16 protein-coding genes are annotated in these 21072 nt (G+C 37.6%); 15 read left to right on the plus strand and 1 reads right to left on the minus strand.

Annotated elements, in window-relative coordinates; translation table 11 throughout:
* The first annotated feature begins 682 nt into the window (after window positions 1–682).
* The 15 genes from ACWPWS_RS05930 to ACWPWS_RS06000 all read left to right on the plus strand — a co-directional run bounded on the left by ACWPWS_RS05930 (window position 683) and on the right by ACWPWS_RS06000 (window position 19922).
* Window positions 683–3700, plus strand: coding sequence for a SusC/RagA family TonB-linked outer membrane protein (locus ACWPWS_RS05930; protein ID WP_454045857.1), 3018 nt, complete (start codon window positions 683–685; stop codon window positions 3698–3700).
* 10 nt (window positions 3701–3710) lie between these two features.
* On the plus strand, window positions 3711–5546 hold the full coding sequence (locus ACWPWS_RS05935) for a RagB/SusD family nutrient uptake outer membrane protein (protein WP_454045858.1): 1836 nt from the start codon (window positions 3711–3713) through the stop codon (window positions 5544–5546).
* 82 nt (window positions 5547–5628) lie between these two features.
* Complete coding sequence (locus ACWPWS_RS05940; RefSeq protein ID WP_454045859.1) at window positions 5629–6651, plus strand: pectinesterase family protein; 1023 nt, start codon at window positions 5629–5631, stop codon at window positions 6649–6651.
* A gap of 32 nt (window positions 6652–6683) precedes the next feature.
* Window positions 6684–8099: a pectate lyase gene (locus ACWPWS_RS05945; RefSeq protein WP_454045860.1), complete on the plus strand. Its 1416-nt coding sequence runs from the start codon at window positions 6684–6686 to the stop codon at window positions 8097–8099.
* On the plus strand, window positions 8086–9144 hold the full coding sequence (locus tag ACWPWS_RS05950; RefSeq protein WP_454045861.1) for a DUF4861 family protein: 1059 nt from the start codon (window positions 8086–8088) through the stop codon (window positions 9142–9144). Before ACWPWS_RS05945 ends, ACWPWS_RS05950 begins: the two co-directional genes overlap by 14 nt.
* A gap of 11 nt (window positions 9145–9155) precedes the next feature.
* A complete protein-coding gene (locus ACWPWS_RS05955) occupies window positions 9156–10409 on the plus strand; it encodes a glycoside hydrolase family 88/105 protein (protein ID WP_454045862.1) in 1254 nt (417 codons plus the stop codon).
* A gap of 55 nt (window positions 10410–10464) precedes the next feature.
* Entirely contained in the window at window positions 10465–12108 is a 1644-nt protein-coding gene (locus ACWPWS_RS05960) for a glycoside hydrolase family 43 protein (protein WP_454045863.1), read from the plus strand.
* A 50-nt stretch (window positions 12109–12158) separates the two neighbouring features.
* Window positions 12159–13004, plus strand: a complete 846-nt coding sequence (locus tag ACWPWS_RS05965) for a rhamnogalacturonan acetylesterase (RefSeq protein WP_454045864.1) — start codon at window positions 12159–12161, stop codon at window positions 13002–13004.
* Between the two features lies 1 nt (window position 13005).
* Entirely contained in the window at window positions 13006–14673 is a 1668-nt protein-coding gene (locus ACWPWS_RS05970) for a glycoside hydrolase family 28 protein (protein ID WP_454045865.1), read from the plus strand.
* Window positions 14674–15020: 347 nt separating this feature from the next.
* Window positions 15021–15929, plus strand: a complete 909-nt coding sequence (locus ACWPWS_RS05975) for an alpha/beta hydrolase (RefSeq protein ID WP_454045866.1) — start codon at window positions 15021–15023, stop codon at window positions 15927–15929.
* A gap of 16 nt (window positions 15930–15945) precedes the next feature.
* Entirely contained in the window at window positions 15946–16926 is a 981-nt protein-coding gene (locus ACWPWS_RS05980; protein ID WP_454045867.1) for a pectinesterase family protein, read from the plus strand.
* A gap of 300 nt (window positions 16927–17226) precedes the next feature.
* Window positions 17227–17367 (plus strand): hypothetical protein, encoded by a 141-nt coding sequence (locus ACWPWS_RS05985; protein WP_454045868.1) that lies wholly within the window; start codon window positions 17227–17229, stop codon window positions 17365–17367.
* Window positions 17368–17961, plus strand: a complete 594-nt coding sequence (locus ACWPWS_RS05990) for a rhamnogalacturonan acetylesterase (RefSeq protein ID WP_454045869.1) — start codon at window positions 17368–17370, stop codon at window positions 17959–17961.
* Between the two features lie 43 nt (window positions 17962–18004).
* Window positions 18005–18343 carry a cupin domain-containing protein gene (locus ACWPWS_RS05995; protein WP_454045870.1) on the plus strand — a complete coding sequence of 113 codons (339 nt, stop codon included), beginning with the start codon at window positions 18005–18007 and terminating at the stop codon, window positions 18341–18343.
* 472 nt (window positions 18344–18815) lie between these two features.
* Window positions 18816–19922: a pectate lyase family protein gene (locus ACWPWS_RS06000; RefSeq protein WP_454045871.1), complete on the plus strand. Its 1107-nt coding sequence runs from the start codon at window positions 18816–18818 to the stop codon at window positions 19920–19922.
* Between the two features lie 112 nt (window positions 19923–20034).
* Here ACWPWS_RS06000 and pelA read toward each other — a convergent pair whose 3' ends face one another.
* Complete coding sequence (pelA, locus tag ACWPWS_RS06005; protein WP_454045872.1) at window positions 20035–21054, minus strand: pectate lyase; 1020 nt, start codon at window positions 21052–21054, stop codon at window positions 20035–20037.
* Between the last annotated feature and the right edge of the window lie 18 nt (window positions 21055–21072).

Raw genomic sequence — 21072 nt, forward strand, 5'->3', positions numbered from 1 at the left:
CAATGCTTGTTTTGATTGAAATAAAAACTTTTCATTCGGAAAAAATTAACCAAAAACAGAACCAGGAACCTTCAAAAATATAAAATCATGCCAAAATAAAACGATATTTTTAAGATATCAAATTGATAAAAATTAAACACTTTTGCAAAATATACTATATACATTATGATATATCATTAAAAACAACAAAATACAGATGCGAAATCCTGTGGAAAAAGATGACAAAAATCAGAAAATATCACAAAATTTTGTTTCAAGATAATAATTCAGGGATTTTTTTGATGCAAAAACAGATGAATTTTAAGTTATTTTTAAGTTTTCTAAATCTTAAACATTAAAAAACCGAAAAATTTCTATCCCCTCCCATAATATTCAGAACGAACAACTATAAACCTTATTTACAGTGCATTATATGATCAAAACTCACAACATCCGATTAGAATATTCTTATTTATACCATCAAATTAATAAAAAAATAACATTTTTTTCTTTGCATATTGAAAAATAATATTAGTTTAGAAGCCAGAATAATGTTTTATAAAAAATTACGCAATCGATTGCACAAAGGCGTAAAAAATATTAAAAGCTTCATGACCACTAAAGTCCGCAGAATACTTAACAGTCCTAAACAAGAAAGATTGAAAAAACTTTCAAGCAAGAATTAAAACTATAAGGATATACAATGGATAAAAGAGTACAATCAATAAAGTGGTTATATTTAACTGTTTTTCTGCTTCCTGTCCTTGCAATGGCTCAAGAAAAAGAAACAAAAAAAGATAAAGAAACCAAACTGGATGATGTGGTTTTAGTGGGATATACAAAGGTTTCTAAAAAAGATGTTACCAACGCTGTTTCTTCGGTGAAAGGCGAAGCGCTTAAAGATATGCCGTCTACCAATGCTGCTGAAGCTATTCAGGGAAGACTGGCCGGAGTACAGGTTTCCCTGAGTGAAGGATCTCCCGGCGCTGATGTGGATATTGTAATCCGCGGTGGAAACTCCATCACTCAAAGTAATGCCCCGCTCTATATTGTAGATGGTGTACAGATGGATAATGCCCTGACGATCTTATCACCAAAGGAAATAGAATCAATTGAGGTTTTAAAAGATGCTTCATCAACCTCTATATTCGGTTCAAGAGGAGCCAACGGTGTGGTTCTGATCACAACGAAAGGAGGCCGTAAAAAGGGAAAGACAACGATCAATTATAATGGTTTTGTAGGGGTAAGAAGCATTCAGAATAAGCTTAATGTTCTGGAGCCTTATGAATATGTACTTTATCAGTATGAACAATATTATAAGAACGGAGACCTGAAAGATATTGAAACTTTTAACACCCGTTACGGAACATTTGACCAGCTGGATAAATATAAATCTGTCAAGAATGTAAACTGGCAGGATAAACTCTTCGGAAGAGAAGCTTTCAACTTTACCCATAATGTATCTCTATCCGGAGGAAATGAAAATTCGGCATTCTCTTTAACTCTGAATAATGTAGAAGAAGACGGGATTATGATTGGTTCCGGATTTAAAAGAAATATGGCCAACTTCAGGTATGATTATGATATTTCAAAAAAGCTGAGCATTGGTCTTAATGCCCGTTACAGCCGCCAAATGATTTATGGCGCGGGAACTTCTGCTTCCGGTTCGCAAACGACCAACAGATTGAGAAATGCTATAAGATATCAGCCTTTTGAAGGAGGTTCTGCGGTAGATGTTGATGAATTTGATCCGTTATTCGCAGATCAGACCAATCTTGTCAATCCAATTCTCCTGGCCAATGATGAAGTAAAAGAAAGCGGAAGAAATGATTTATTGCTTAATGCAACGCTCGATTATAAAATCAGTAAAGATTTCACTTTTCGAAGTGTAATCGGATATGTGCAGAGAGATCAGATTGTCAACCAGTTTTCCGGTCCTGTAACCAACCTTGCAAGACAGAATAATGATCAGCCTGTCGTATTTTTAAGCAACGCTCAAACCAGAAGGATTACCAATACCAATACCCTGAATTATAGAAGAACCTTTGGAAATCACAAGCTGGATTTGCTAGCGGGTCAGGAAACGGTAAGAACAGACGGAGAATCAACGTCTATTAATATAAAATGGTTCCCGAAATCTTCTTCGGCACAGGAAGCATTTGCCAATTCACAACTGGCTTCACCTCCGTCAGGAATGGTTCAGGATGCTCCTAAAACCGCAAGAGAAGTAGACCGTCTGGCATCTTTCTTTGGAAGAGTAAATTATATCTATAATAATAAATATATCGCAACGGTATCCATGAGAGCTGACGGCTCAAGCGTTTTCAAGCCAGGTCCCAACCAGTGGGGATACTTTCCTGCAGCTTCTTTAGCCTGGAAAATCAAAGAAGAAAATTTCTTAAAACAAAGCAATTTTGTCAATGAACTGAAACTTCGTTTAGGATATGGAAAATCAGGAAATAACAGAATCGGAGCTTTTTTATATGATACCTTCTTCACCTCTTCTTCAGACTATGGATATGCTTTTGGAACCAGCGTTACACCAGGTGCCACAACAGGAAATATCATGGCAAACCCTAACGTGAAATGGGAGACTGCAACTTCTTATAACGCAGGTCTTGATTTTGGTTTATTTAAAGGAAGACTTTATGGTACTATTGATGTCTATAAAACGCATACAAAGGACCTTTTATTACTGGCCAAAATACCACAGACTTCGGGGTATGAGTTTCAATATCAGAACTCAGGAAGCAGTGAAAATAAAGGGATCGAATTATCAATGGGAAGTACCATCATCAGTAAAGAAAATTTTTCATGGAAGATTGATGCCAATATCTCATCCAACAGAAATACGATCAAAAGCTTAGGAAACAATGCTTCTGCAAGTTCCAATTCTTACTACTACCCTTCCGGATGGCAGAATAACCTGTTTGATTTCCTTGTACAGGTAGGAAAACCGGTAGGAACTTATTGGGGATATGTTACGGCCGGAAGATATGAAGTGAGTGATTTTAATTATGATGCAGCCACTCAGATTTATACTTTAAAAAACGGAATTGCAAGCTCTGCCGCTGTGGCTAACGGGGCAAAAGCTGTACAGCCGGGAGATCTTAAACTTCAGGATCTCAATGGTGACGGAGTGATTGATAATAAAGACATGACCGATCTTGGAAGCGCACAACCTAAATTCTATGGTGGTTTTACGCAAACATTCCGTTATAAGAACTGGGATATGAGCTTACTTTTCAATTTCTCAATAGGAAATAAAGTATACAATGCCAACAAAATAGAATACACTACTCAGTATCTGTATAAGGATAATAATATGCTGGCAGAAGTAGCGGACCGCTGGAGATGGTTTGATAACGCCGGAAATAAGGTGACAGACCCAACAGCTCTTGCTGCCCTTAATGCCAATACAACCATGTGGACTCCGCCCGCAGGTGCTTACTTCCTGCATTCCTATGCCATTGAAGACGGTTCTTTCTTAAGACTGAATAACCTGACCATCGGATATAGTCTTCCAAAAGGATCTTTAGAAGCCATCGGAGTGAAAAACCTGAGACTGTATGCTACTGTGAATAATTTATTTACAATTACCGGCTATTCAGGATTTGATCCGGAAGCCAATACAAGAAGAAATCCATTAACTCCGGGAGTTGATTATTCAGCTTATCCAAGAAGCCGATTTATCTTATCAGGAGTAGATATCACTTTCTAAAACGAACGCTATGAACAAAAATAAATTTTCAAGCCTTTTTCTATCCCTTGCATTTGTATTAACCCTGAACTCATGCAGCGACTATTTAGAGGTAGAAAACCTTTCCAATACCGCAGAAAAGCAGCAGTTTGATTCAGCACCGGATACTTTTGCTGCTCTTGTAGGAGTTTACAACAGTGCTATGGGCGACAATACCTATGGACAGAGAATGAACCTTATTCTTTCCCAGTCAGGAGACGATTTCAGGACGTCAGGAGATTACAATGCCAATGACAGAAGAGGAGTCAGCTGTTTTGGAGCAATTCCTACCAATACAGAATTATTAAGACCTTTCCTTGATACTTACACGGGTATTGAAAGAGCCAATCTGGTTATTAAAAACATTCCACTTTCTCCTGTATATCAAACAGGATCTGCAGCTGATAAAAAGCTGATGGACCGTTATCTTGGGGAAGCTTTGACATTAAGAGCAATGTTTTACTTTGATCTTATTAAAAACTGGGGAGATGTTCCCTTTCAGGACAAACCTTCAGCTGATCTTCCTTCGGTATATTTACCTAAAACAGATCGTGACATCATTTATGATCAGATACTGGAGGATCTTGCTCAAGCTTCAACTTTAGTTCCATGGAAATCTGAAGGAGGAACTACAGCACAAAGACTTTCAAAAGCTGCTGTAAAAGGATTAAGAGCGAGAATCGCCCTGGCAAGAGCAGGATATTCTCTGAGAAGAAGTCCCCAATTAATGGTACAAGGCACCAATCCTCAGAAGTATTATCAGATCGCTTATGATGAGTGTAAAGAAATCATCAATTCCGGACAGCATAAGCTAAATCCTAGTTATGAAGGCCTTTTCAGATCATTGCATACCAACAGTCCGGATACAACGAATGAAATTATTTTCGCTATCGGAGCATTTGGAGGAAACTCACGAACAGATTCTAAAATCGGATATTATAATGGGTTAAGACATGATGACTCAGACTGGAAATCAGCAGGAGGAATCAGTGCTATTCCTACTTATTTCTATGAATTCGGTAAAAATGATCTGAGAAGAGATGTCAATATTGCTATTTTTAGGGTAAGTACGAGTAAACAGGAAGATCTTCAGACTTCTATTAACTGGAATGACGGGAAATTCAGAAAATCCTGGACGAGTATTACAGGAACATCCCAGAATTTAGGAATTGACTGGCCGCTTTTGAGATATGCAGATATTTTATTAATGTTTGCTGAGGCAGATAACCAAATTCACAGTGCTCCTTCTCAGGAAGCTATCGATGCCGTAATGGCTGTCAGACAAAGAGCTTATGCCGGAAATATTGGCCAGGTAGGAACCATTCCAACTTCTAAAAATGACTTTTTCAAATATATTGTTCAGGAAAGATTATTGGAATTCGGAGGCGAAGGTTTAAGAAAATATGATCTGATCCGCTGGAATCTTCTGGAAACAAAGATCAATGAAACCAGACAAAAGCTTACAGATTTCATGAACGGTACCGGAGCTTATGCCAACGTTCCTGAATACATTTTTTATAAAAAACCAGCTTCCACTGTTGTTAATTATGTGCCTGCAAAAACGGCTCAGCAAAATGTACTGGATATGGATATTTATGTCAATGGAATCAATAAAGCCGATGTTTTCTACAATCCTAACCAAAGTGTTGCCACACCTTCAGGATATACGAAAATCAACTGGAGACTTGCCATGACACAGCCTTACATCAACGGAGATCCTGTGAAAAGTTATGCTTATTATTTCCAGCCTAATAAAAAGGAACTTCTTCCTATAGCACTGGACGTAATCAATTCAAATTATAATCTTACTCAGGATTACGGATACTAGACAGTTTAAGTTTACATTCATATCAAAAATACAGGTTGTTCTCTTTGGGGATACAGCCTGTATTTTAAACCAAAATTGCTTTATGAAATATTCCATTTTTTTAAAAAACACGGCTCTGTTTTCTGTTGCTTTGATTGCTTTATTGAGCCTTCTTTCTTTCAAAACAAAGGATAAAACCATCGTGGTTTCGAAAGACGGAAAAGGTGATTTCACAACCATCCAGCAAGCGATTAATGCTATTGAAAACAATTCTTTAGTAAGAACAAAAGTTTTTATTAAAAACGGAATTTATAAAGAAAAGATCACCATCCCGGAAACAAAAGGAGCCATACTGCTGGAAGGTGAAAATCCAGAAAAAACGATCATTACTCACGATGATTATGCCTCCAAAAAGAATCCTGAAGGAAAAGAGATCGGAACTACAGGTTCGTCTACAATATTTATTTATTCAAATGATTTTACGGCAAAGAATATTTCATTTGAAAACAGTTCCGGCAAAGTAGGACAAGCCGTTGCCGTATTAACCTCCGGCGACAGGATTGCGTTTGAAAACTGCAGATTCCTGGGAAATCAGGATACTCTATATTTAAAAGGAGCACAGGATCTTGAAGACAAGACAAAACCGTCAAGAAATTATTTTAAAAACTGTTATATAGAAGGAACAACGGATTATATTTTTGGAGCAGGAACAGCCGTTTTTGAAAATTGTATGATCTACTCCAAAGAAACAGCAAGTTATATTACAGCCGCTTCTACTCCACAGGGAAATGAATTTGGGTTCGTTTTTATCAATTCAAAAATTACCGGAAATGCAAAAGACCATTCCGTCTATCTGGGAAGACCATGGAGACCTTTTGCCAGGACGGTTTATATTGACTGTGAGCTTAACACAACTATAAAGCCTGAAGGATGGCATAACTGGAACAAAACCGAAGCCGAAAAGACCACATTTTACGCAGAAAGCAACTCAAAAGGAGCTGGAGCTACTATTGCTCAAAGAGTTTCGTGGTCGCATCAATTAAATAAAGAAGAAAGAAAAAAATATACTCCAGAGAACATTCTTAAAGGAAATGATCAATGGAATATAAAAAAGAGCCTACAATAATTTAACCTACTCCTAAAGAGAATTTTAAAATCATGGCAAAGAGCTTAATCAAACTATTCGTTACCGGAATTGTATGCAGTATTTCTCTGCTGATCAATGCGCAGGAAGCATTGAGTTTTCCCGGTGCTGAAGGTTTTGGAAGATTCACAACAGGCGGACGTGGCGGAAAAGTATATTTCGTAACCCATCTGAGAGACGATAGCTCTGAAGGAAGTTTAAGATACGCTTTAGATCAAAAAGGTCCGAGATATATTGTATTTAAAACCAGTGGAACAATTTACCTGCAGTCTCCTTTAAAAATAAAAGAAGGTGATGTCACCATTGCCGGACAAACCGCTCCCGGAGACGGAATTACCGTTGCTAACTACGAAACATTTGTAGCGGCTGACAACGTTATTATCCGTTATCTGAGATTCAGAATGGGAGATCAGAAAAAATTTGAAGGCGATGCTTTGGGAGCCCGATTTATCAAAAATCTGATGGTGGATCATTGCTCAATGAGCTGGTCTACAGACGAAACCGTTTCCATCTATGCCAACGAAAACACAACCCTTCAGTGGTGTATCATTGCGGAAAGCCTCAGAAACAGCTTCCATCAGAAAGGTGCTCATGGTTATGGCGGAATTGCCGGAGGTAAACGGGCATCATTCCATCATAATATCTATGCTCATCACGACAGCAGAAATCCAAGACTGGGTGAATACGCAGGAAGTAAATTTGCACTGACAGACCTTACTGATTTCAGGAATAATCTGATCTACAACTGGGGCCACAACAGTATCTATGGAGGTGAAGGAATGAATGTGAATCTCGTTAATAATTATTACAAACCCGGCCCTTCAACGTTAACCAGACAACGGATTGCCGCCATCGATAAAAATGAAAACCCAAAAACAGAAGTCTATAATATCTGGGGAAAATATTATATCAACGGAAATGTGATGGAAGGAAATCCGGAAGTTACCAAAGATAACTGGACAGAAGGTGTTTTCAGCCAGATGAAGGCAAGCTACAACTTAGTAGAAAAGGATAGAAATTCTATTAAAATCAATCAGCCTCATGATATTGAAAATAACATCAAAACCCATTCTGCGGAGGAAGCTTACAGGAAAGTGCTCAAATCCAGTGGAGCAAGACTGGTAAGAGATGCTGTTGATCTTCATGTTTTAAAAGACATTGAAACCGGAAGTTTTACTTACAAAGGTTCAAAAGGAAGTAAAAACGGAATCATTGATTCCCAAAATGACACAGGTGGATTTCCTCTGTTAAAACAGGCAAATCCTCTCCCAGATTCCGACAATGACGGAATCCCGGATGAATGGGAAATCAAACATCATTTAAACCCAAAATCTGCCAATGCCAACGGCAGAGATCTGGATCATAACTATGACAATATAGAAGTGTATATGAATGATATTGTCCACAAAATAACCGATGGGCAAAACTAATAACCATAAAAACTCATCAACAGAAATCGGTAACCCAACAGGAAAAAGTATGAAACTCAGTTTATTTAAAATAGTTATAGCAGGCGCTTTTATCAGCACAAACCTTTCAGCACAGACTTCTGTGATTGAAACCATTAAGAAAAACCCAAAAGCACCTTTTTCTTACGCTGAACTTTCTGTAAAAGAAGGCGGAAAATGGGAAGGCAATCAATACATTGGAGGAACTTTCAAAAATGTTCAGGAGCTTACCCTGCCGGAAGCCCATACGGATCACTCCTCGTATATCAGATATGAAGGAATTGGTCTGGAAAACAATCAGGTTGGCTACAGACTTTATCTGGACTGGAGAAATGCTACGGATATTTTTGGTAAAAAAGTAACCACTCTGGTATTACCGGATGTGGGTCAGGATGGTTTTGAATCTTATCATCATGATGCTCCCTGGGGACAGGATATTCTGAAATCCGGACGTACCATCGGAATCGGATCTTACGGAAGATATGATGAACAGAATGATTATGTGGAAACTTTTAAAATCGTAAAAAGGACTACCGCAAAAGTGGTTAATGAAAAAGACCAGTCTTATGCTACGATCGATTACAAAGGTTGGAAAACATGGGGAAATCCGGTAGATTTGCAGTCAAAACTGACTATTTTCCCCAAAGACCGTTTCGTAAAAGTAGACCTTACCCTAAGCAACAGTCTTTCAGGTTTATGTACAGGAATCGTTGCTTTTAAAAACATTCCCTTAAAACAAGGAATCAGTAAAAATAAAAAATGGGGTTATATTGCGACTTATGGACCGCAAACTTTAGCCAAAAAAGAAGACAATCTGGGAATGGCAGTCTTCTATCCTATTGAAAGCTTTGATCAATATCTAAAGACAAAATCTACCCATACGATCATTTTCAAAAAGACAAAAAATGTATCCTACTACTTTTTAGGAGCCTGGTCACAGGAACCCAACGGCTTAACCACCGAAGATGCTTTCTACAAGGATCTGGATCAAAAACTGGATATTCTGGATAAAACTCAACAACTTTAAAGTTTAAACTTATGAACTTTATTAATAATTCTATAACAATCTATGCATTGGCAGCAGTATGTTCAGGACTCTTTTTTTCCTGCGCACAACAACCGTTGCAAAATTCTTCATCTGAAATACAATCACAAGTAAATGGAAAAATTTCAGCCAAACTTCCATGGTCGGAAAGAATGCTTCTTTCTGAAATACAACGCTTTCCTCAGGCATGGATGCTGGATTACAACAAAGCTCCTAAATGGAGCTATCCCACAGCCATCGTTCTGGAAGGCGCGGAAAGATTATACGAAAAAACCGGAAACAAAGAATATTATCAGTATATCACAACCTTCGGTGATACCATGGTGAAAGAAAACGGAAGCATCGTTTCTTACGACCTTTCCAAATACAATATTGATATGCTGAATTGCGGAAATATCCTTCTATACCTTTACCAACAGGAAAAAAAAGATAAATATTTAAAAGCTTTACAAACCCTGCGTTCTCAGATAGACGGCCAGCCAAGAACTTCAGAAGGTGGTTTCTGGCACAAGAAAATTTATCCTAACCAGATGTGGCTGGACGGATTATATATGGGTGAACCATTTTACGCACACTACACTCATTATTTTTCAAAAGGAGAAGAAGCTGAAAAAGCTTACAGTGATATCATCAATCAGTTTGACCTCATTCAAAAGCATCTTTTAGACAAAAAAACAGGACTGCTCTATCACGCCTGGGACGAAAGCCGTCAACAGCAATGGGCCAACAAAGAAACAGGTCTTTCACCCAATTTCTGGTCGAGAGCAATGGGCTGGTATGGAATGGCTATCGTAGATGTTTTAGACTATTTGCCTCAGAATCATCCGGGAAGAGCAAAATTATTTTCCTATTTAAAATCATATTGTGATGCAGTCATCAAAGTACAGGATTCCAAAACAGGACTTTGGTATCAGGTATTGGATAAAGGCGGAAAAAAAGGAAATTATCTGGAAGCTACTGGCTCTTCAATGTTTGTATACACCATGATAAAGTCCGTCAATAAAGGATATTTACCCAAATCGTATAAAACATATGCCAAAAAAGGATACGATGGCATTATCAAAAACCTGATAACAGTAGATGAAAACGGCGTTGTCAGCTTAAATAAATGCTGTGCTGTGGCAGGATTGGGCGGAACACCTTACAGAAGTGGTTCTTACGAATATTACGTGAATGAAGAAGTCCGTTCCAATGATCCGAAAGGAACTGGTCCGTTTATTCTTGCCAGTTTAGAATTTGAAAAGTAAAAAATTGAGAAATTCTCAAAAAAAGTCAAGATAACTTTAATGTTTAATTGATTCTATGAAGACAAAAAGTATTGTAAATATCATTGCCGTCACAGCATGTTCAGTAGCATCAGCATACCTTCAGGCACAGGAGAAAAACTATGTTTCCGAAGTATGGACTGCTGATCAGGGAAAAAACTACAGAAATCCTGTTTTATATGCAGACTACTCTGATCCGGATGTGATCCGTGTGGGCAGCGATTATTATATGACGGCATCCAGCTTTAATGAAACTCCGGGACTTCCTGTCCTTCATTCCAAAGATATGATCAACTGGAAATTGGTTAATTATGCCATTCAGGACATCCTTCCTCAGGAACATTTCTCCACCCCGAAAAGAGGTGACGGAGTTTGGGCACCCAGTATGAGATTTCATAAAGGAGAATTTTATATTTATTGGGGAGATCCGGATTTTGGAATTTATATGGTGAAAACCAAAGATCCATTAGGAACCTGGGAAAAACCGGTTTTGGTAATGGATGGAAAAGGATTAATAGATTCCTGTCCGTTCTGGGATGAAGACGGCAATGCCTACCTGATTCATGGCTGGGCGGGAAGCCGCGCCGGAGTAAAAAGTATTCTAACTCTTAACAGAATGAATCCTGAAGGAACAAAAGTTCTGGATAAAGGTATTCATGTATTTGACGGTCATGATGCCCACCCTACGGTTGAAGGACCTAAACTATATAAAAGAAACGGCTATTATTATATTTTTGCTCCTGCTGGCGGTGTAGCAACAGGTTGGCAGCTTGCGCTGAGATCAAAAAATATTTATGGCCCTTATGAAGAAAAAATAATATTGGAACAGGGTTCTACAACCATTAACGGACCTCATCAGGGAGCGTGGGTAAATACTCCTTCTGGTGAAGACTGGTTTTATCATTTTCAGGATGTGGATGCCGGAGGAAGAATCATTCACCTACAGCCGATGAAATGGGAAAAAGACTGGCCTGTAATGGGAGTAGATTATAATAAAAATGGAATAGGCGAACCTGTTTCAACCCATAAAAAACCGGATGTTGGACAACTCTACCCTGTTTCAACTCCTCCGGAAACTGATGAATTTGACGGTGAAAAATTAGGATTACAGTGGCAATGGAGCGCGAATGAAAATATTGTATGGTCTTCCAAACTTCCCGGACAACAATTTTTAAGACTCTTCTCTATAAAAGTTCCGGAAGGTGAAAAAAATCTGTGGAATGTACCGAATCTGTTAACCCAAAAATTCCCGGCTCCGAATTTTACTGCCACAACAAAGGTAAAATTAGTTCCCGAAGAAGCTAAGGAAGGCAAGACCGCGGGATTATTGATCATGGGACTAGACCATGCATCATTGGTGATCACCAACAAACCTGACGGTTATTATGTACAACTAAGAAAGTCTGAAAAAGCAGAAAAAGGCGGAGAAGAAAAAATACTATTTGAAACTCTATTAAAAAGTAATGAAGTTTATTTAAAAGTCAATGTAAATGAGCCTAATGGTCTATGCCAGTTCAGTTACAGTGAAAATGGTAAAAATTTCATCAAAACAGGTGAAGTTTTCCAGGCAAAACCGGGAAAATGGATTGGAGCAAAAGTAGGGCTTTATAGCATCAGTACGGCAAAAGCACCAAGAGGAGGATATGCCGATTTTGACTGGTTCAGAGTTACTAAGAAATAAAGTAGAGAATAAAAAATGATGCCTTTCCGATTATCCAACAAAAAAGAGTCATGAAGAAAAGAATATATAAACCCGTTTTGTTTTTAGTAAGTGCCCTGGTTCTGTCAGCCTGTCAGTCACAGGATAAAGCACAAAAAACGGCAATAAAAACAGATAGAAAAGTAACCCATATTTACCTCATCGGAGATTCCACAATGGCTGATTATACAGGAAATTATGATCCAGGAAAAGACTATATGAAAGTGCGGTATCCCATTACAGGTTGGGGACAGGTTTTTCAGCCATTTTTTGTGAAAGACAGTATACAATCTCTGAAGCCCATTATTAAAACTGATTCTGTGGCGGTTATTGACAGGGCTCATGGCGGAAGAAGCACACGAACTTTTTTCCAGGAAGGAAGATGGCGTTATGTGTATGAGCATCTTCAGCCTAATGATTATGTGATCATGCAGTTCGGACATAACGATAGTTCTGAAAAGCATCCTGAACGTTATGTGAATATTCAGGGATATAAGGAATTTTTACGGTTATTCGTTTCTCAGACGATACAGAAAGGAGGAAATCCAGTTATTGTAACTCCGGTAGCCAGAAATTACCCCTGGAAAGACGGAAAACTTGAAAATGTACACGGTGAATACTGGCAGGCTCCTATGGATATCGCTAAAGAAATGAACGTTCCTTATATTGATTTAAACAAGCTATCCATGGAGTATTTTACTAAAAAAGGACAGGATTTTACAACGAATCATTATTTTATGAATCTTCCGGAAAATACATATGAAGCTTATCCAAAAGGACAGAAAGACAATACCCACTTTCAGCCTGAAGGAGCAGAAGCAGTCGCCTCTTTAGTCTATCAGGAATTTAAAAAAATAATTAAAACTCAAAAAAAATAACATGAAGAAGTCACTTACAATTATAGGTTTAGCCGCAGCAATGATGTTTTCGGGGCAGGCTTTTGCCCAGAACCTGGATATTTACAAAAACATTGAGTTTACAATGCCTCAGGTTGCAGAAACCTCTTTTCCTGCCCAAACAGTTTCCATCACACAATTTGGAGGAATCTCAGGTGGAAATGTAAAAAATACGGCCGCTTTCAAAAAAGCCATTGAAGACCTTAGTAAAAAAGGAGGCGGAAAACTGGTAGTTCCCAGAGGAATGTGGCTCACGGGACCTATTGAATTAAAAAGCAACATCAATCTTCATGTGGAAGAAGGCGCTTTCATTATTTTCAGTAAAGATAAAAATGATTATCCTTTGGTAGATGTAAGTTTTGAAGGGCTCAATACCATTCGATGCCAGTCTCCTATCTCCGCAAAAAATGCTACGAATATTGCCATTACAGGGAAAGGAGTCATTGATGGAAGTGGTGACGCATGGAGAGCCATCAAAAAAAGTAAAGTTGCAGAATCTGAATGGAAAGAAATCATAAAATCAGGGGGAATTCTATCTTCCGATGGCAAAACATGGTATCCTTCAGAAAGTTATAAAAAAGGATTTGAAAGCAGCTCAAGCTTCAATGTTCCTGATAAGATCTCAAAAGACGAACTCAACACAGTAAAAGACTTTCTGCGTCCGGTGATGGTGAGTCTGGTAGGTTGTGACAAAGTATTGTTAGATGGTCCTACCTTCCAGAATTCCCCGGCGTGGAATCTTCATCCATTAATGTGCTCCAATGTAATCCTAAGAAATCTTACCGTAAGAAATCCATGGTTCTCTCAAAATGGTGACGGTGTAGATCTGGAATCCTGCAAAAATGTTCTGATCTATGATAATACATTTGATGTGGGAGATGATGCTATCTGTATCAAATCCGGGAAAAATGAGGATGGCAGAAAAAGAGGAATGCCTACTGAAAATGTTATCATCAAAAACAATGTAGTGTATCATGGCCATGGAGGATTTGTTGTGGGAAGTGAAATGTCCGGAGGTGCCAGAAATATTCATGTTTCCGACTGTACTTTCATCGGAACAGATATCGGGCTTCGTTTTAAAACAACCCGTGGAAGAGGCGGAATTGTAGAAAATATTTACATTAAAAATATTGATATGATTAATATTCCTACCCAAATGATTGGTTTCAATATGTTTTACGAAGGTTCTTCCCCGGTTTTAGAAGAGGGGCAAAAACAGGAAGGAAATAAAACCCCGGAAAAAGTTTATCCTGTAACGGAAGAAACTCCGGTTTTCAGAAATATCTTCTTTAAAAACATCAATGCCATTAATTCTTATGAAGCTATTACCCTATTTGGTCTGGCTGAAATGAACCTTAAAAATATTGTAATTGAAGATTCAAAATTTGATACCAAAAAAGCACTGACAATTGTTGATGCAGATGGAATCCAGTTAAAGAATGTAACCCTGAAATACACTGAAGGAACGGGAGCAACAGTTTATAACAGTAAAAACATTAACCTGTCTACTGTGAAATTCGAATCACCAATCAAGCCTTACATCAAAGTTTTAGGAAACAAAACCGGAGCAGTAGCTGTACCTAAAGATTTACTATCTGATAAAAGCGCTGTTTCTACAGGAACAGAGGTAGCTAAGAACTCAATAAAATAGTTGATTATCGCAAAGACGCAAAAAATTAAATTAACAGTATTTTTAAGACGCAATGATTCTATCTTCGATAAAATTGAAAGCCTCTCATTTTGCTGAAAATCTCATATTGAGCGAAGTCGAAATATTCTCGCGCCTTATAAACAAAATAAAGGATAAAAATTTTGCGCCTTTGCGTATCCCAACATTTATAAAATTAAACAATTATTAAACCATTAAGATGAGTTAAATTTTTAAGAATATTAAGTTAGACTTTGCACTAAAAATTCCACTTAAAAATCAGAAGGATTTTCTTCATTTATCTTAATAGCTTAAGATTCTTAATAGTTTCAATGTAAAAATCTGACAAAATGATTTTTAACAAAAGACATACTTATATTTCTATTTTCTTCGTAGGGACGATGGCATTCGGGCAGGTAAGCAGACCGAATGCTTCTCCTTACACCAATGAAGGAACTTTTGAAAAATTAAAGAAAAAATATCCCTCTATTACCCCTATTGATCGCCCGGTTCCTCCAAATATTAAAATCGACAAGGATATTGAATACAAAAACATCAATGGTTCATCATTAAAAGCCGATGTATACTACCCTCTTGATGATTCAAAAAAGCATGCAGGAATTGCAATGGTTCACGGTGGCGGGTGGATTTCCGGAAGCAAGGACAATGAAAAATATATGGCAATGGAGCTGGCATCAAAAGGTTTTGTAGTCATAGCTGTTGGTTATCGCCTTGCTGATATTGCCAAATATCCTGCAGGTATTCAAGATATCGAAACGGCTATTCAATGGATCAGAAAAAATCACAGAAAATATTCTTTAAATAAAGATAAAATGGTGGCTTTTGGTGAATCTGCCGGAGCACAAATGGCAACCCTGGTAGGCGTAAAAGCCAAAAACAAAATAAAGGCAATCATCAATGTTGACGGAATTGTTTCCTTCATCCATCCAGAAGCTGAGGAAAGTACCTATGCTTCCTATTGGCTGGATGGAGACCGGAATACCAATCTAAAAAACTGGACAGAAGCTTCACCGCTGGAATATGTTGATAAAAATACTCCGCCTACTCTTTTTATCAACAGCTCTCAACCCAGGTTTCATGCCGGAAGAGATGATATGATGAAAAAACTAAAGGCTTACAACATCCCTACTGAATTTCATGAAATTAAAGATTCACCACATTCATTCTGGTCGGCAGAACCATGGTTTACTCAAACATTGAACTATACTGTTGATTTTTTAAATAAAGTGTTGAAATAATTTTTAACCGGTTCTTATGAAAAAATTATTTGTAATTCTGTTCCTGCCAATCGTTCAGTTTCTATGGGCACAGAGCAAACCTTACATCAGCGTTACAGTGGCACAGGATGGAAGCGGAGATTTTACCGCCATTCAGAAAGCAATCAATTCTGTGAGAGATCTTGGTCCGGCAGAAGCTTTAATTAAAATCAAAGCTGGGATTTATCATGAAAAATTGGTTATTCCTTCTTCGAAACATAAGATCACTCTGGAAGGGGAAAACAGAAACAATACGATAATTACCAACAATGATTTCTCCGGAAAACCAGATGCTTTTCATGAAAAGATGACGACTTTCAACTCCTATACTCTTCTGGTAATGGGTGATGATATCAAAATCAGCAATCTGACCGTTCAAAACAGTTCATGCAATGAAGGACAAGCGGTTTCTCTTCATGTAGAAGGAGACCGTTTTGTAATGAAAAACGCCAATATTATTGGTTGTCAGGACACTTTTTATGCTGCAACCAACCATAGCAGACAGTATTTTGAAAACTGTTATATAGAAGGAACTACCGATTTTATTTTCGGACAGGCAACCGTTGTTTTTAAAAACTGTACGATTAAAAGCATAGCCGATTCTTACATCACTGCTGCCGCCACGGAAATTGACAGAAAATATGGATTTGTATTTTTCGATTGTAAGCTTGTTGCTAAAGATGAGGTATCTAAAGTTTATCTCGGAAGGCCGTGGAGACCGTATGCTAAAACAGTTTTTATCAATACGGAAATGGGAAAACACATTCTGCCCGAAGGCTGGAATCCCTGGAAAGGAGATAAAATGTTTCCCGATAAAGAAAAAACAACTTATTACGCAGAATCCGGCAGTAAAGGCGAAGGAGGAAATTCTTCAAAACGGGTAAGCTGGTCTCATCAGCTAACCAAAAAAGACCTGAAGAATTACACTCTGGAAAAAATATTTGATGGCTGGAACCCTAACATAAATAATAAGCAATAGGTAATAAGTAATATCCAATATACAGAAGATATTTAAATAAAAAAGCAAATGAAAAATAATGACCAATTTTTCTATCCCATTGACATTGGAATATGAAGCGTTAAAAAAATTATTTCTGTGAACGTTAAGAAAATTCTATTGTTTGAGTGCGACACCAGTAATGACCCGAAGAAGAAAAATCGAATTCGCACGAGTTTAGAATTTTTAGAGAATAGAATTAATTTTTAGCGGAAGATTCCCAGTCTTGAATTTTTGATTCTTTTGTTTCAAGACAAAAGAATTATACTAAATAAGATAAACATGAAAAAAAAACTTACCCTTCTTATTTTCTTCCTTTCCATCATCACCTATGCACAGCAACCTACGCTATTCCTCATTGGTGATTCTACCATGGCCAATAAAGAAAATCCGGATAAAAACCCGGAACATGGCTGGGGGTAGATGCTTCCCTCTCTTTTTACCTCCGGAATTTCTCTTCAGAATCATGCAACTAACGGGAGAAGTTCAAAAAGCTTCAGAACGGAAGGAAGATGGAATAAAGTGATGAATCAGCTTAAGAAGGGGGATTTTGTGATCATCCAGTTTGGGCATAATGACCAGAAAATCAATGACTCGATACGATTTACCAATCCATATACTCAATACAGAGCCAATCTTGAAAGATATGTAACTGAAGCGAGATCAAAAGGTGCTATTCCTATTCTGATGACGTCTATTGTCAGAAGAAACTTTAATGAGAACGGTGTTTTGGTGGATACACATAAAGAATATCCTTTGGTGGTCAGAATGGTTGCCAATGATCTTAAAGTTCCTTTGGTGGATTTACAATTATTGTCAGAGCAGCTGGAAATTTCCTATGGTCCGGAAAATTCAAAAAAACTGCATCTGCATTATAAAAAAGGGGATGAACCTTATTATCCGGAAGGAAAAGATGACGATACCCATTTGTCAAAGCTGGGTGCAGCATCTATTGCAAAACTGGCTGTAACTTCTTTGAAAGATCTGAAAACAGGCTTAGAGAAGTATATTAAATAATACGAATTGTACAGATTGCACAAAATTTTAATTAAAATATAAAATGGATTTCAAAAAAGAACCTTTCTTCGATAGGAACACGGCATGGGAAGATTTAGGAAATGGTATTTCCAGGCAGTTTGTTGGATATAATTCCCAGATAATGATGGTGATTGTAAAATTTGAAAAAAATGCTGTAGGAACTTTGCATCAGCATTTTCATTCTCAGATCACATATGTCGCTTCCGGAAAGTTTGAAGTTACAGTAGATGATGAAACAAAAATCTTACAGGAAGGAGATGGATTTTTTGCACAGCCCAATATTTTCCATGGGGTGAAATGTATTGAAGAAGGAAAGCTCATTGATGCTTTTGCGCCTTTCCGGGAAGATTTTCTTGTTTAATAAGGTAAATAGAGGTTGGAAAAACGCAAAGGCGCAAGGTTTTTTTTGAAATACTATCCGTTTTTAAGACACAAAGATTTTATCTCCGATAAAATTGAACAACAAATATTTTATGAGTTTCTTCAGGTTTTGCAAGTTGAGCCGATCATCATGAAAAGATCCGCGAGATCTGTAAAATCTGTGAGAAAAAAAACACTCATTTGCCTGATATTTCATATTGTGCAAATCCGAAATATCCCTGCGCCTTTGCGATAATCCTACAAAAACAAAGCATTAAAAATATAAAATACTGTCATTTTCAGCTACCAGTTTAAAACAATAAACAAATTTTTAAACAAAACATAAAATGCAACCGATTGATCAAATAAAATATTTAATATTATAATTATATAAATATTAATATAGTAAAATATAAAATACTTTACTATTAATACTTTAATTTTACACAAGAACAAATCACAAAATATAAACTATGAAAACAACGTTCAAAGCGGCTCTGTTATCAGCCGCTCTAAGCTCTGCTTTTGCCTTAACCGGATGTGGTCAGGAAGAAATCAACAACGACCTTACACAAAGCGAACTCAACATTAAAAACTCGCTGACACAAAAGATTGTTCCTCTGGCCAATTGCGTAGCTCCGGGATGGGCTTCTCAAAACGGAGGAACAACCGGTGGTGGAACAGCAGCCGAAACAACCGTTTCCAACTACGCTCAGTTAAAAGCTGCTATTGAAAATACAGCTGTGAAAGTGATCAAAGTAACCGGAACCATTACCATCACTACCCGTTTATCGCTTCAGGATCAAACAGGAAAAACAATTTATGGAACAAGCGGAGCCAAACTGGTTTCTACAAACCAGACCAAAGATGGTTCAGGCATTATCAATATTAAAAGGTGCAACAATATTATTATCCGAAACCTGATTTTTGAAGGTCCGGGTGCTTATGACACCGATGGTTGGGATAACGCTATTCTGGATGACTGCCGAAATGTATGGATAGACCACTGCGAATTCAGAGATGGTGTAGATGGAAATTTCGACATTAAAAACAAATCCGACTATATTACGGTTTCCTATACCAAATTTCATTATCTGAAAGCTCCAAAACCAGGAGGCTCAGGAGGAACGGATGACCACAGATTCTCGAACCTTATCGGATCCAGCGACGGAGCAACTGCTGATGCCGGAAAACTGAATGTAACTTTTGTCAGATGCTGGTGGGCGCCTGGATGCAGAGAGCGTATGCCGAGAGTACGATTTGGTAAAATTCATATCCTGAACAGCTATTTCAACAGTTCCGTAAGCAACAAATGTATTGCTGCCGGAGTACAGGCGAATATTCTGGTAGAACGAAATGTTTTTGAAAATGTAAAAGAACCTATCAATCTGATGAGTGGATTTACCGCAGTAACCCAATCCGGAAGCAGTTTCATCAATGTTACCGGAAATACAGCAGGAAGCGGAACGGCATTCACTCCGCCATACAGTATCACAAAACTTAACGTGGCAGATGTGAAAGCAGATGTAACGGCTAATGCAGGTGCTACTTTAGGAGGAAATGTCTGTGATCAGTTTTAAAAGAGACTTAATAACAACAATAATAAAAGGAAGAGGGCGTCTCAGAAATGAGATGCTCTTTTTTATCTTACAAAAAATAAGCGGGCCTAAACCCGCTTCTGTTAAAGATCAATTATTCACTTAGTTTATTTTTCTCCAGCCATTTCGGGTATTCCTTGGCTAAAAGCTTTTCTGCAAAATCACCAAACCAGCTGTATCCGTTTCTTCTTTCTTCCGAAACTTCATTGTAATTATACTTTACACTGCCATCGCGATCTCCAAACAAAGGTTTATTGGTATGAATATCATAAAATCTTGCCCAGATCACGGAATTTTTATCTTCAGCCAATACTCTAACTGCTTTACCATTCTGTTTGGTAACATTGTAGCTATATCCCTCAATTTTATTCTGCTTAAACCACGCTACTGCTGCTTTTATTGACTTTTCTATTTCGGGAGTCACGGGCTGCTGCATCAAAAACCTTATAATTCCTACCGATTCTCCGGTGGCTAGTGAAACAGGCTCGAAAGCTCTTGCCTTATCCGGCTGCAATGTAATTTCATGATACTGATCTGCCCAGATGGAAGGATTTCCCTTTTGGACTACCTGAGTTTTCAAAATACATCCAATACCTTTCTGAACAGCTATTTTTGATTTTTCTTTTAAAGAAGATGAAATCACATCAAAATTATTCTTGTCTTCCGCAGCATTGTACAAAACAGTAAGAGCATTGATCATTGCATTATCGTTATAAGTTACCTGCTTTCTATAAAGCCCCGTATTGGGATAATACTGCGGGAATCCTCCATTATCATACTGCATCAGAAGGAGATAACTGATTCCTTTTTCTGCAGCTTTTAAATAATCTGGGTTTTTGGTTGTTGCGTACGCTTTAATCAAACTGTTGATTTCTCTGGATGTTGCATTATTATCAATAGTTGCATGATCATCCCCGGTAGATTTTATCTTTCTTAAAAGGTTTTTATCAATCGGCAGGCTATAGTTTACCACCGACTTATCTTCCAGCTGTTTTCCCCAGCCACCATTAGGAAGCTGATAGATCAGCATTTTCTCCGCCAGAGTATCCTTAATCTGAGCAGAATAAGTTACCGACAGCAGTCCTAATGCCAATGTGTATATTTTTAGATTCATTTTATATTATTTAAAAAT

The sequence above is a fragment of the Chryseobacterium sp. Marseille-Q8038 genome, assembly GCF_965111995.1.

Bases quoted from the DNA above. Each gene is read 5' to 3' on its own strand.
- ACWPWS_RS05930 (WP_454045857.1), top strand. From the start codon at position 683: ATGGATAAAAGAGTACAATCAATAAAGTGGTTATATTTAACTGTTTTT.
- ACWPWS_RS05935 (WP_454045858.1), top strand. From the start codon at position 3,711: ATGAACAAAAATAAATTTTCAAGCCTTTTTCTATCCCTTGCATTTGTA.
- ACWPWS_RS05940 (WP_454045859.1), top strand. From the start codon at position 5,629: ATGAAATATTCCATTTTTTTAAAAAACACGGCTCTGTTTTCTGTTGCT.
- ACWPWS_RS05945 (WP_454045860.1), top strand. From the start codon at position 6,684: ATGGCAAAGAGCTTAATCAAACTATTCGTTACCGGAATTGTATGCAGT.
- ACWPWS_RS05950 (WP_454045861.1), top strand. From the start codon at position 8,086: ATGGGCAAAACTAATAACCATAAAAACTCATCAACAGAAATCGGTAAC.
- ACWPWS_RS05955 (WP_454045862.1), top strand. From the start codon at position 9,156: ATGAACTTTATTAATAATTCTATAACAATCTATGCATTGGCAGCAGTA.
- ACWPWS_RS05960 (WP_454045863.1), top strand. From the start codon at position 10,465: ATGAAGACAAAAAGTATTGTAAATATCATTGCCGTCACAGCATGTTCA.
- ACWPWS_RS05965 (WP_454045864.1), top strand. From the start codon at position 12,159: ATGAAGAAAAGAATATATAAACCCGTTTTGTTTTTAGTAAGTGCCCTG.
- ACWPWS_RS05970 (WP_454045865.1), top strand. From the start codon at position 13,006: ATGAAGAAGTCACTTACAATTATAGGTTTAGCCGCAGCAATGATGTTT.
- ACWPWS_RS05975 (WP_454045866.1), top strand. From the start codon at position 15,021: ATGATTTTTAACAAAAGACATACTTATATTTCTATTTTCTTCGTAGGG.
- ACWPWS_RS05980 (WP_454045867.1), top strand. From the start codon at position 15,946: ATGAAAAAATTATTTGTAATTCTGTTCCTGCCAATCGTTCAGTTTCTA.
- ACWPWS_RS05985 (WP_454045868.1), top strand. From the start codon at position 17,227: ATGAAAAAAAAACTTACCCTTCTTATTTTCTTCCTTTCCATCATCACC.
- ACWPWS_RS05990 (WP_454045869.1), top strand. From the start codon at position 17,368: ATGCTTCCCTCTCTTTTTACCTCCGGAATTTCTCTTCAGAATCATGCA.
- ACWPWS_RS05995 (WP_454045870.1), top strand. From the start codon at position 18,005: ATGGATTTCAAAAAAGAACCTTTCTTCGATAGGAACACGGCATGGGAA.
- ACWPWS_RS06000 (WP_454045871.1), top strand. From the start codon at position 18,816: ATGAAAACAACGTTCAAAGCGGCTCTGTTATCAGCCGCTCTAAGCTCT.
- pelA (WP_454045872.1), bottom strand. From the start codon at position 21,054: ATGAATCTAAAAATATACACATTGGCATTAGGACTGCTGTCGGTAACT.